We start from the raw sequence: 11839 nt of genomic DNA on the forward strand, positions 1-11839 counted from the left end.
CATCCGTGGTTCAGGGGCGGGCCGGTCGGGCATCACAGGGAGGCAGCCGCCGCGCGGATCGCCTCAAGGGGGTCTCGAATGAGCCGACTCGGCCCGCCGTCCCGCACCACCGCCGTACGCCCGACGCCCGAGGATGTCGTACCTCCCGACCCCCGGCGCTTCCTGATCCGCGGTCAGCTGCGGCGTCCGCTCGCGCTGACCGTCGCGGAGCTGCGGGAGCGGTGGCCGCAGCGGCGGGGGGGGGCCGAGGTGGTCTTCGACTGCGCCACGAACGGGCCGCAGCACCACACCTTCGAGGGGCCGCTGCTGCGGGAGGTCATCGACGCGGCGGGACCGGCCTTCGATGCCCGGCGGCGCAAGGACCGCTCCCGCTACGTACTGGCGGTCGCCGGCCGGGACGGGCACCACACGGTGCTGTCCTGGGCGGAGCTCGACGCCGACTTCGGCGATGCGCCGATCCTGCTGGCCACGGCCATGGACGGGCGGGCGCTCGACGCGGCGGGCAGCCAGCTCGTGGTCCCGTCCGACCGCTGCGGGGCTCGCTACATCAGCGCCATCACCGGCATCTGGTTCGGGACCTGCGCTCCGCCCGAGGCGGAGGGGGGCCGGTCCGGCGGGCCGGGGCCGGCCGCGTCCTGACCACCGCCGGAAGGTCCGAAGTCCCCCATGGTCCGGGGGACTTCGGCGGCGGACCGCGCTCAGACAGCGGCGAGCGCGACCTCGGTCGACTTGACCAGCGCCGTGACCTCGGCACCGGCGGCCAGGCGCAGGTCCTCGACCGCGTCCTTGGTGATCGCGGCGGTCAGCTCCCCGCCCGCGACGGCGACCTTGACGCCGGCCATCGCGCCGCCGGTGGTGACATCGGTGACGGTGCCGGGGATCCGGTTACGGATGCTGAGGCCCTCCACCGCGCCGGTGGTGAGCGCGACCTCGGTGGACTTGATCAGCGTGCGCACCGCGGAGCCCTCCTCGATGCCCAGCTCCTTCACCGCCTCCAGGGTGATCGCGGCGGTGATCTCCTGGCCGCCGTCCAGACGCACCTTGACGGTCGCCATGACCTCGCCGGGGGTGACGGAGAGAACGGTGCCGGAAATCTGGTTACGGATGCTCAGGCTCATGGAAATGCCTCACCGGGGGAGTGGAAAGCCGAGGATGGAATGTCGCGTTTTCCCTGCTCTGTCATCTGCAGCCTAGCCACACTCCACGCGGTCGGCCGGGCGTGCGGGGCAGGCGTCAGGGGGAAAGGCGAATGTGTCCGGCGCGGCGGAGGCGGGGGGATTCGCTTTCGGTATTCGGGGCTGCGGCGGGCCGGGCGGCGGCCTTTCGTCCCTTCCTCCAGGGCACCTGGCATCTGCCGTATAGCTTCGACTGATGAATTGCAAATGCGAGCCGATACTGCATATCTTGTCGCACATGCAGTCCTATACGATCGGCCAGGCGGCGCGGCTGCTGGGCGTCAGCCCGGACACCGCCCGCCGCTGGGCGGACGCCGGCAAGGTCGCGACCCATCGCGACGACGGCGGCCGCCGCCTCATCGACGGCCGCGATCTGGCCGCCTTCTCCATTGAGGTGGCGCAGAGCGGCACCGGTGAGGACGACGCCTCGTACACCTCCGCACGCAATGCCTTCCCGGGCATCGTCACCGCCGTCAAGCTCGGCGATGTCGCCGCCCAGGTCGAGATCCAGGCCGGCCCGCACCGCCTGGTGTCCCTGCTGACCCGGGAAGCGGTGGAGGAACTGGGCCTGGAGGTCGGCATGCAGGCCACCGCCCGCGTGAAGTCCACCAGTGTGCACATCGACCGCACCTGACCCACCGCGGTAGCACCACAGCCGATACGCAACCACCGTCCCCCACCGGCCGGCTGCCTCACACCAGCGGCGTCGCCCGTCCACGGCGCGGCTTTTCCCATCCGCTCGGACGACACCCGTCGTCCCGCGTTCCAAGGAGTCCCGCCCCATGTCCCAGCTCTTCACCGGGCGCCGCGCCGCCGCCGCGATCGTGACCGCCGCCCTCCTCGTACCGCTCGCCGCCTGCGGCAGCAACGACGACGGCAAGAAGGAGGGGGGCGCCGAGAAGTCCGGCAGCAGTTCCGCCCCGAAGGCGGACCTCACCGTGCTCGCCGCCTCGTCGCTGACCGATGTCTTCAAGAAGGCCGGTGCGGTGTACGAGAAGGAGCACCCCGGCACCAAGGTGAACTTCTCCTTCGCCGGTTCGCAGGAACTGGCCGCCCAGGTCAAGGAGGGCGCCCCCGCCGATGCCGTGGTCACCGCCGACACCAAGACCATGGACGGACTGAAGGCCGACGTCGGTACGCCCACCGTCATCGCCAAGAACCGCCTGGTCATCGCGACCGGAGAGGGCAATCCGAAGAAGATCGACAACCTCAAGGCGCTCACCGACAGCAAGCTGAAGGTCGTCCTCGCCGCCTCCGAGGTGCCGGTCGGCCGCTACGGCAAGCAGGTCCTGGACTCCCAGAAGCTGAAGGTCAAGCCGGTCTCGCAGGAGCCCAACGTCCGCGCGGTGCTCAGCAAGGTCGAGCTCGGCGAGGCCGATGCCGGCCTCGTCTACAAGACGGACGCCGCCACCGCACCGAAGAAGGTCGACGCCGTCGACATCCCCGACGCCCAGAACGCCGTCGCCTCCTACCCGGCCGCGACCCTGAAGGCCTCTCAGCACACGGCTGCCGCGGCCGCCTTCGTGAAGTGGCTGAGCACCCCCGAGGCGCAGAAGCTCCTGCAGCAGGCCGGCTTCCAGAAGCCGTGACCCGGCGCGGCGCACACGGACCGGCCGGCTCGGGGAGCGGTCCGGACCGTGCGCGTCGCCGTACACCGGCCCGGCCCGCCCCGATCCCAGGAACCCGATGAGACGCCCCCGCACCCTCGCCCGGCCCCCAGGCAGGTTCCGCGCGCCCGGCAGCCGGACCCCCGTCGCGCTGGCCGTGCCCGCGCTGGTCGCCATCGCGTTCCTGCTGATGCCGCTGGCCGGCATCCTCGCCCGCACCACCTGGAGCGACCTCGGCACCCATCTGACCAGCCCGGGCGTCCTGCAGGCGCTCCGGCTGTCGCTGCTGGTTTCGTTCTGCGCGCTGGGGCTCTCGCTGCTGCTGGGGGTACCGCTGGCCTGGCTGCTGGCCCGGGTCAGCTTCCCCGGCAAGGCGCTGGTCCGCTCGCTGGTGCTGCTGCCGATGGTGCTGCCGCCGACGGTCGGCGGTGTCGCACTGCTCCTCGGCTTCGGCCGCCGTGGACTGCTCGGCCCCTGGCTGGAGGACACCTTCGGCATCGTGCTGCCGTTCCACACCTCCGGCGCGGTGGTCGCCGCCACCTTCGTCGCGATGCCGTTCCTCGTCATCAGCCTGGAGGGCACGCTCGCCGGACTGCGCCCGAGGTACGAGGAGACCGCCGCCTCCCTCGGCGCCTCTCCCGTACGGGTCTTCCGCACCGTCACCCTCCCCATGGTCGCCCCCGGCCTCGCCGCCGGCGCCGCGCTGACCTGGGCCCGCGCGCTCGGTGAATTCGGCGCGACGATCACCTTCGCCGGCAATCTGCCCGGCACCACCCAGACCCTGCCGCTCCAGGTCTATCTGCTGCTCCAGGGCTCCCCGGAGGCCGCCACCTCGGTCTCGCTGCTGCTGCTCGTCATCGCCATGGGCGTGCTGATCTGTCTGCGCGGCCGCTGGACCGGCGCCACCACCGCCCGCGCCGCCCGCGCCGTGCCTGCCACCGACGACACCGACCTGGCGTCGCCGCCCGCCACCCGCATCGAGGAGCCCGTCACGACGCCGACGGCGCCCCGGGAACGCTGGCCGCTGCACGCCGACGTCACCGGCTTCAACCAGCTGACCCTGGACGCCGATCCGGGCACCACCATCGCCGTCGTCGGCCCCAACGGCGCCGGCAAGACCACCCTGCTGCGTGCCCTGCTCGGCCTCACCCCGCGCGCCCGCGCCACGCTGCGCCTCGGCGACACCGACGTCACCACGTTGCCCCCGCACCGGCGCGGCGTCGCCTGGGTCCCCCAGGACGGCGCGCTCTTCCCGCACCTGACGGCCCTGAGCAACACCGCCTACGGGCTGCGCGCCCATGGCACTCCTCGTGCCGAGGCCCGCCGCGCGGCACAGCTCTGGCTCGACCGGCTCGGCGTCGGCCCGCTCGCGCACCGCAAGCCCGCCCAGCTCTCCGGAGGTCAGAACCAACGGGTGGCCCTGGCAAGGGCGTTGGCCGCCAGCCCCCGCCTGCTGCTGCTCGACGAACCGCTCGCCGCGCTCGACCAGACCACCCGCGCCCATGTGCGGCACACCCTGCGCGGCCATCTCGCCGGCTTCGGCGGCGTCTGTCTGATCGTCACCCATGACCCCGTCGAGGCGGTCTCACTCGCCGACCGGGTCCTCGTCCTCGACGACGGCCGCGCCCTCCAGGACGCCCCGCCCGCCGAGGTCACCCGGCACCCCCGCTCGCCCTGGGTGGCCCGGATGCTCGGCCGTAACGCCTGGCCGGCCATCGCCACCGGCGACGGCCTCGCCCTCACCGACGGCGGTCGTCTCGTCGCCGCCGACCGGCTCCCCGACGGCGCCCGGGCGCTGGCGATCATCGCCCCCGAGGCCGTGTCCCTGCACCTCGACAAGCCCACGGGCAGCCCCCGCAACGTCTGGCCGGGCACCGTCCGGGAAATCACCTCGGCGGGCAGCCGGCTGCGGATCCTCGTCACCTCGCCCGAGGCCCCCGACCTGGTGGCCGAAATCACCCCGTCGGCGGCCCTCGAACTCGGCCTCGCGGACGGCGTGTCCGTGTGGACCAGCGTCAAAGCCACCGAGGTCTCCCTGGTGACGCTCTGAGCGTCACCAGGGCCCGGTATCAGTGCGCCGTGGCCGCCGGCTCCAGGACGAACACCGGGATCTGGCGGTCCGTCCTCTTCTGGTAGTCGTCGTAATCGGGGTACGCCGCGACCGCGCGGCCCCACCACTCGGCCTTCTCCTCGCCCGTGACCTCACGGGCCGTCATGTCCTGGCGCACCGGGCCGTCCTGCAGCTCCACCCGCGGGTCGGCCACGAGGTTGTGGTACCAGACGGGGTGCCGGGGTGCGCCGCCCATGGAGGCCACCACGGCGTACGTCCCGTCGTGCTCCACCCGCATCAGCGGGCTCTTGCGGATCTTTCCGCTCTTCGCGCCCCGGGTGGTGAGGACCACGACCGGCAGTTCCCGGATCGTCGTGCCTTCCGTACCGCCGGAGCCCTCGTACTGCTCGACCTGATCGCGTACCCACTGCTCCGGGCTCGGCTCGTACTCACCCTGAAGAGGCATGGTGTCCGTCCCCTCGACGACGACAAGCGTGGTCGGCCGCATCCGGGCATCCGTGCAGCCACGGCCGACATGACCTTCGCTGAACAACCGCAGCGGGGGTAATCTTCCCGGCTCCGCCGCCCGGCCGCCCGGTGCGGTCCGGCGGACGGGTGACACCGCGCCGGCCACCGGCGGCTGCCCGGTCGCCTCCTGGCGGAGGCCGGAACAGCCGGATCCGGTGGCCGGCGCGCTCGGTCGGTTCCGGGCCGCACAACGGCAGGTCCGGTGGGCGGCCCGGTCGTCAGGACACCAGCTCCGCCGCCCGCAGGCTACGGCGGTGCTGTTCGGCCCAGTTCGTCAGCGCGGCGCCACAGGCGTGGTCGAGATGGCGCAGCCCGCTCAGGTCGAGCTCCACATCCCGGTCGGCGGGCAGCGCTTCGAGCTGGTCGAGGATCTTGGGCAGCCGCAGGAAGGTGGCGTTGCCGACGGCACGTACCCGCACCGGCTCGTCCCCGTCCTCCGGGGTGTGGATGTCGAGGTGGACATGGGAGGTCTCCCAGGCCGTTTTCGCGACCGCCATCAGCAGGCCGATGAGGACGCCCTCGAACATATTGACCGTCACGATCGCGAGGGCGGTGACCAGGAGCACCACGGCCTCACCGCGGTGTTCGCGCCACAGCGGCCGCAGATCGCGCAGCGGGATGAGCTTCCCGCCCGAATGGACCAGTACGCCCGCCAGCGCGGCCACCGGCACCACACCCAGCGCGGCCGGGAACGCCGCGGCGAACACCAGCAGCCACACACCGTGCAGCACCCGCGAGACCTTGGTCCGCGCGCCCGCCTGGACATTGGCCGCGCTACGGACGATGACGGCGGTCATCGGCAGGGCACCGAGGATGCCGCAGACGGCGTTGCCCGCGCCCTGGGCCATCAGCTCCTTGTCGTAGTCCGTGCGCGGCCCGTCGTGCAGCCGGTCGACCGCGGCGGCGCTGAAGAGGGACTCGGCCGACGCGATCAGCGCGAAGGCGAGGACCGTGCCGAGCACACCGATCTCGGTGAGCCGGCCGAGGTCGGCGAGGCCGGGCGGCTGGATCGCGTCCAGCAGTCCGTTGACCTCGACGCGTGCGACGGGCAGATCCAGTGCCCACACCGTGCAGGTGGCGAGCGCCACCGCGGCCAGCGGTGCGGGCAGGATCCGCGCGGCGCGCCGCCAGCGCGGCCACAGCACCAGAACGGCGATGGTGCCGGCACCGATGGCAAGCGCGGCCAGAGCCGTCCCCGACCCCGCGGTGGCGGTCACCAGTCCGGGCATACCGCCGAGGTTGGCGAGTCCGCTGCCCGGCGCCTTGGCGTCCGCGAGGGCGTAGAGCTGTCCGGCGATCAGGACCAGGCCGATGCCGGCCAGCATGCCCTGGACCACGGCGACCGAAATCGCCCGGAACCAACGCCCCAACTTCAGGGCGCCCATGGCAAGTTGCAGTGCGCCGGCCGCCAGTACCAGCGCGCCGAGCGCGCCGATGCCGTACTCCTTGACGGCTTCGAAGACCAGCACCGTCAGACCGGCGGCGGGCCCGCTGACCTGAAGGCTGCTGCCCGGGAGCAGGCCGGTGAGCAGTCCGCCGACCACGCCGGTGACGAGCCCCAGCTCGGCCGGGACCCCGGAGGCGACGGCCACCCCGACACACAGCGGGACGGCCACGAGAAACACGACGAGGGAGGCGGTGAAGTCCGCCCGGAAGGAGGTGAATCGCTTCATGAGGTGCAGGCCCGCCTTCACAGAGGGAGGAACAGGTCGGAAGCCGGGTGGTGCGCGGCCACCATGCCGGTGTGCACTTCGTAGAACCACCCGTGCAGATTCACCTCGCCGGCGGCCAGCCGCTCCTGTACACAGGGGTAGCCGCGCAGCCGGTCGAGTTGTTCGCGCACATGCTGCTGGACCGCGGCGGCGACCGTCGGCTCCTCGTCCCTGGGCAGTTCGTCGGACAGTTGCTGCGCCAGCCAGTCCCGTACGGCGGGGGCGCCGGCCAGGTCCTCACCGCGGGCCTTGGCGCCGACCGCGCCGCAGTGCGAATGACCGCACACCACGATGTCGGCCACGCCGAGGACGCGCATCGCGTACTCGATGGTGGCCGCTTCCGCGCAGGCCGCCATGTCCTCGCGGTAGACCGGTACGGCGTTGCCGGCCGTCCGCAGTTCGAAGAGTTCGCCGGGCCGCGCCCCGGTGATCAGGGACGGGACAACCCGCGAGTCTGAGCAGGTGATGAACAGGGCGAGGGGGGACTGTCCGGCCGCGAGCCGGCCGTAGGTCTCCTGTTCGTCCCGCCGGTCGGCGATACGGGCCGTCAGGCCCCGGGCATGCTGGATGAAGGTCTCCATGAGGAGGTCTCCTGCTGATGAGTGGTGCCACTGTGGGGTGGTGGCGGAAACGTGCATGGTGCGGGGGTGGGGCAGGCCACCACGCCGCTCTCAGCAGCGGAAGACGCAGTGCAGGACGGGGATTCCGGCCGGTCTGGACGCGGCCTTGGTGGAGCTGCCGGCCGACGGGACACCGGATGCCTGCGTCCCGGCGGGTGCCACGGCGCCCGCGCTGAACGGCGGTAGCGGCCGGCCGGTGTGCTGGGGAACGCCCACGGAGGTCCGGGCGGTGCGCCGGGGCTGGCCGCGCTCGGCCTCGCGCTTGGTCTTTTCCTCGTTGGTGTCGTAGCCGGGCTTGGCGGCCGGCGGGGCGCTCGCGGATTTCGCGGCGGACGAGGCGGTGAACGCGGCCTTCGCCGCACCGGGCGCCGTCGCCACTCCGCCCAGCAGGAACGCCAGGACCACCAGCAGGGCGGTCAGCGACATACGGCACAGGCGCAGCACGGTGATGCCCGGTACGCAGCTGTCCTTCCGCATCATCGCCCCCCGTGGTTCGTCCGCACGACTCCACCTTGCCCTCACAGTGCAGCATCCAGGTTTCGGGCGGGATAACGAGAAATGACGCCAAGTTTCAAGATTTCCCGGAATGGGTGCCGGGACCATCCGTCCGGCGAAGGGGTGTTCATGCCTGCTCCGTTTCCGCAGGGGCAGCCGCGGGTGCGGTGACGGTGTGCGGCCGGCGGGCCGCCCATGCGAGGACGGGCACGACGGCCAGCGCGAGGATCCCGCCGGCCAGCGCCAGCGTCGGGTAGCCGCCGAGGACGACGACCAGACCCGAGGACATGCCCCCGGCGGCACCCGCGAGGGCGATGCCGACGTCCACCAGCCCCTGCGCCGACGCGCGGCGGGCGGGCGGCAGCGCGTCGGTGACCAGGGCGGTGCCGCTGACCAGCCCGAGGTTCCAGCCGATGCCGAGCAGTACCAGTGCCGTGGCGAGCGCGGGAACGGAGTGCGGTGCCGTGGCGGCGACCGCCCCGGCGGCCAGCAGGACCGGACCGGACGCGCCGGCGACCCACCGCCGGCCGACCCGGTCGACCAGCAGACCGGTGAGTGGGGAGGGCAGAAACATCGCTCCGACATGGAGGGCGATGACCCAGCCGGCCGCCTGCGTGCCATGGCCGTGCGCCCGCATGTGTACGGGCGTCATCGTCATGATGGCGATCATCACGAGCTGGGTGAGGACCATGACCGTGGTCCCGGTGACCACCCCGCGCCGGTCCGGCCGGGCATCCGGCAGTCCGCCGGCCTCGTCCGCGGCGCTCTCTGCCGCCACCTCGGCCCGTGCCGCGGCCAGTTTCTCGGCCAGCCGCAGCGGATCGGGCCGCAGCAGACCGGCCAGGACCACCGAGGCCGCCCCGAACGCGGCGACGGCCAGCAGAAACGGCCCGGCGAGACGGGGGATGCCCCAGGAGTGCGCGACCTCTCCCGTCAGCGTCACCAGGTTGGGGCCGATCACCGCGCCGAGCGTGGTGGCGAAGAGCACGGTGCTCACGGCCCGTCCGCGCCGTGCGGGCGAGGCCAGATCCGCACCGGCGTATCGCGCCATCAGATTCGTCGCGGTACCGGCTCCGTAGACCACCAGGGCCACGAACAGCAGCACCGCACTGCCGAGGGCGGCCGCCAGCACGACCCCGAGGCTGCCGAGCGCCCCGACGGCGTACCCGAGCGCAAGACCGGGGCGCCGGCCGCGGCGCCGGCAGATCTGGCCGATGCCGACGGCGCCGAGCGCGGCCCCGGCGGTGAACAGCGCACTGGGCACGCCCGCCAGGCCGGTCGAGCCGAGCATCTCTTCGGCGAGCAGCGCACCGACGGTGATCCCCGCGGCGAGGCCCGCGCCGCTGAGGATCTGGGAGAGGACCAGGACAGCCAGGATCCGCCGCTGTTCCGGCGCCTCGCCCTCGGCCGGGGCGGTGTGGTGAGCCCTCATGATTCCTTCCGTTCGAGCCGTCGGTCGCTATGCGGTCGTCATCGGTTCCAGCGCCGCGATCTCCGCGAGCGACAGCCCCATCTGCTCGTGCAGGAAGCGCACGATGGTCCAGTGCGGCAGCGCACCCTCGTCGAACGGGCCGAATTCCCGGCAGTACAACGGAATCCAGCGCAGCGCCTCTTCGAGTGCCTGCTCGCGGCCCGGCTCCTGCTGGTACTCCTCGTAGGCGATGCTGCGGTGTTCGATGAAGAAGTGTCCCGGCAGCCGTTCCTCGCACAGCGCCCGGTATTCGCGGGTCTGCAGGATGAGGTAGTGCCAGATCTCGTCGATGTCCTGCTCGACGGGCAGGAACAGACCGCCGAGCCGGTCGTGGTGCCGGGAGACGAGGTAGAGATAGCGCAGACACTCGGTGACCTGGCGCTCCACGAACTCCCGCGGCGCGGCGCTCCGGTCGTCGAAATGCGTCACCACCTCGGTTCGCAGCGCGTCACCGAGCAGGTCTTCGAGCGCGTCGGGGGATACCCGCGGCAAGGTGGTCATGCTTCTCCTGTCCGGGTGGGGAAGACGTCCCGGGTGGGTCAGAGGCCGGTCGTGAGCCAGGCGTACTTTCCCGACTTCCCGATCGGGATATGCGGACGGTGCGCGAGCCGGCAGCGCCGCCCGGTCAGTTCACCGATGCTTTCCTCCAGCGCAGCGGCCTCCGTGGGGTCGACGGGTGCGCCGCCGAACGTCGTGTACACCAGCCGCGCCCCGGAGTCGCCGGTCAGCTGCAACTGGTACACGAAGACGTGTGAGGACGTCTCGCTGATGCACCGGTCGAGGTCGCCCTGGGCGACGGGCCCGTGCGGAGTGCTGAGCAACTCCTTGTGACGACCGCAGAATTGGGAGATCCTGCCGGGGTCCGGGGTGCCGTCCAGGGTGCGTACGCAGTCGCCCGAGCGGTACCGGACCAGCGGCATATAGGGATTGCGCACACTGGTGACGATGAGCTGGTAGATCGTGCTGCCGTCGGCGACCGGGTGGAGTTCGACGCTCATTTTGTCGAGATGCGGCCAGTAGCTGCCGCGGCGGTCGCTGAAGTAGAGATAGCCGAGCTCGGTGCTGCCGAACAGGTCGATGACCGGGCAGGCGAAGTGCCGGTGCAGAAAACGCCGGACGTTCACCGGGGTGTATTCGTAGGCGTGGATGATGCTGGCGGGCGGCGGGAAGTCGTCCCACAGCCCCCACTCGGTGACCTTCCGCAGCAGATGCGCCAGGTGATATCCGGAGCAGTCGAGGTGGTACCAGCCGCGCGGGTGCGCTCGCGCGGCGGCCCGGATCTCCTGGAGCATCCGCACCACCTCGTCGCGCTCCCACAGCGCCGGGTCGAGCCGCAGATTGAGATAGCAGGTACGCGAATCGAGCCGCCGGTCCGCGGGGGCGGGCACGGGCTCGGGCGCGGTACCGCGCCGCGCGGCATTGACCCGCGCCACATGTTCCGTCGCCAGCACCGTGGTCAGCGAGACCCGCCGGCAGCCCGATGCCCAGGTGTCGGCGATATCGGGGTGTTCGCCCCACAGCCGGTAGTAGGAGTGCAGCAGGAAGTACGGGGGCCGGATGATCTGCATCCGGGCGTGGTGGGTGCCGGTGGAGAGGACGAACTCCGCTTCTCCGGATTCGAGCGCCGTGGCCAGCCGGGGCGTCATCCAGTTGTCGGGGAAGCCGCGCGCGATCTCCGGCTTGTCGAGCAGGGGGAAGTGGCCCTTCGCCAGCGACTCGCGGTAGATCGGAATGTCGCGGATCTGCTCGATGACCTCGGCGGTCGGCTGACCATCCATGGATTCCTCGTCCTTGGTCGGAATGCGGTGCCCGCACGGGAATTCGGGGTGCGGGGCACGGGACGGGCCGGTGGCCGGGACCGGGACGGGGCCCGTTCCCGGTGTTCGCCGGCCCGTTCCGGGCCCCTGAGGGCGCGAGGGTCAGGAGATACAGCCGGCCTTGGGCGCGGCGCTGATGCAGCCCGACTTCGGTGCCGCGCTGATGCAGCCGTCCTTCGCCGCCAGCTGTGCGGAGTTGGCGGCGAGCCAGTTCCGCCAGACCTGGTCCTGGGACATCTTCTTGATGAGCTGCTCCATGGGAACCTCCGATGAGAGTGCGGAAGACGAACTGGGCATACGGCGCTGACCTGCGCTGATGCCGCACCATCGAAGGTAAAAGTATGACCAAGTGAATGTCAATTAA

General features: G+C 71.8%; 13 protein-coding genes. 4 read left to right on the forward strand and 9 right to left on the reverse strand.

What is annotated here, in order from left to right; genetic code table 11:
* Window positions 1-78: 78 nt before the first annotated feature.
* Window positions 79-639, forward strand: coding sequence for a molybdopterin-dependent oxidoreductase (locus ACGFWI_RS28785; protein WP_393908948.1), 561 nt, complete (start codon window positions 79-81; stop codon window positions 637-639).
* A gap of 59 nt (window positions 640-698) precedes the next feature.
* Here the strand turns inward: ACGFWI_RS28785 and ACGFWI_RS28790 are convergent, their stop codons facing one another.
* The gene (locus ACGFWI_RS28790) at window positions 699-1118 is read right to left on the reverse strand and encodes a molybdopterin-binding protein (RefSeq protein ID WP_393908949.1); all 420 of its coding nucleotides are present in this window, start codon (window positions 1116-1118) and stop codon (window positions 699-701) included.
* A gap of 295 nt (window positions 1119-1413) precedes the next feature.
* Between ACGFWI_RS28790 and ACGFWI_RS28795 the strand changes: the two genes are divergently transcribed.
* The 3 genes from ACGFWI_RS28795 (at window position 1414) to ACGFWI_RS28805 (ending at window position 4832) form a co-directional block, all read left to right on the forward strand.
* Window positions 1414-1809, forward strand: coding sequence for a molybdopterin-binding protein (locus ACGFWI_RS28795; RefSeq protein WP_393908950.1), 396 nt, complete (start codon window positions 1414-1416; stop codon window positions 1807-1809).
* Window positions 1810-1957: 148 nt separating this feature from the next.
* Window positions 1958-2764 carry a molybdate ABC transporter substrate-binding protein gene (gene modA / locus ACGFWI_RS28800; RefSeq protein ID WP_393908951.1) on the forward strand — a complete coding sequence of 269 codons (807 nt, stop codon included), beginning with the start codon at window positions 1958-1960 and terminating at the stop codon, window positions 2762-2764.
* Between the two features lie 97 nt (window positions 2765-2861).
* The gene (locus tag ACGFWI_RS28805) at window positions 2862-4832 is read left to right on the forward strand and encodes an ABC transporter permease (protein ID WP_393908952.1); all 1971 of its coding nucleotides are present in this window, start codon (window positions 2862-2864) and stop codon (window positions 4830-4832) included.
* 19 nt (window positions 4833-4851) lie between these two features.
* Here ACGFWI_RS28805 and ACGFWI_RS28810 read toward each other — a convergent pair whose 3' ends face one another.
* The 8 genes from ACGFWI_RS28810 to ACGFWI_RS28845 form a co-directional block, all read right to left on the reverse strand.
* Window positions 4852-5298, reverse strand: a complete 447-nt coding sequence (locus tag ACGFWI_RS28810; RefSeq protein ID WP_393909010.1) for a nitroreductase family deazaflavin-dependent oxidoreductase — start codon at window positions 5296-5298, stop codon at window positions 4852-4854.
* 280 nt (window positions 5299-5578) lie between these two features.
* A complete protein-coding gene (locus ACGFWI_RS28815) occupies window positions 5579-7033 on the reverse strand; it encodes a SulP family inorganic anion transporter (RefSeq protein WP_393908953.1) in 1455 nt (484 codons plus the stop codon).
* A 17-nt stretch (window positions 7034-7050) separates the two neighbouring features.
* On the reverse strand, window positions 7051-7653 hold the full coding sequence (locus ACGFWI_RS28820) for a carbonic anhydrase (protein WP_393908954.1): 603 nt from the start codon (window positions 7651-7653) through the stop codon (window positions 7051-7053).
* Between the two features lie 90 nt (window positions 7654-7743).
* Window positions 7744-8169 (reverse strand): hypothetical protein, encoded by a 426-nt coding sequence (locus tag ACGFWI_RS28825; protein ID WP_393908955.1) that lies wholly within the window; start codon window positions 8167-8169, stop codon window positions 7744-7746.
* A gap of 145 nt (window positions 8170-8314) precedes the next feature.
* Window positions 8315-9619 (reverse strand): MFS transporter, encoded by a 1305-nt coding sequence (locus tag ACGFWI_RS28830; protein WP_393908956.1) that lies wholly within the window; start codon window positions 9617-9619, stop codon window positions 8315-8317.
* Between the two features lie 27 nt (window positions 9620-9646).
* Window positions 9647-10159: a hypothetical protein gene (locus tag ACGFWI_RS28835; RefSeq protein ID WP_393908957.1), complete on the reverse strand. Its 513-nt coding sequence runs from the start codon at window positions 10157-10159 to the stop codon at window positions 9647-9649.
* Between the two features lie 38 nt (window positions 10160-10197).
* Window positions 10198-11436 carry a hypothetical protein gene (locus ACGFWI_RS28840; RefSeq protein ID WP_393908958.1) on the reverse strand — a complete coding sequence of 413 codons (1239 nt, stop codon included), beginning with the start codon at window positions 11434-11436 and terminating at the stop codon, window positions 10198-10200.
* Window positions 11437-11577: 141 nt separating this feature from the next.
* Entirely contained in the window at window positions 11578-11733 is a 156-nt protein-coding gene (locus tag ACGFWI_RS28845; RefSeq protein WP_393908959.1) for a hypothetical protein, read from the reverse strand.
* Between the last annotated feature and the right edge of the window lie 106 nt (window positions 11734-11839).

Origin of the sequence: Streptomyces sp. NPDC048434 (assembly GCF_043200375.1) — a bacterium.
In the GTDB taxonomy this organism is placed as follows: Bacteria; Actinomycetota; Actinomycetes; order Streptomycetales; family Streptomycetaceae; genus Streptomyces.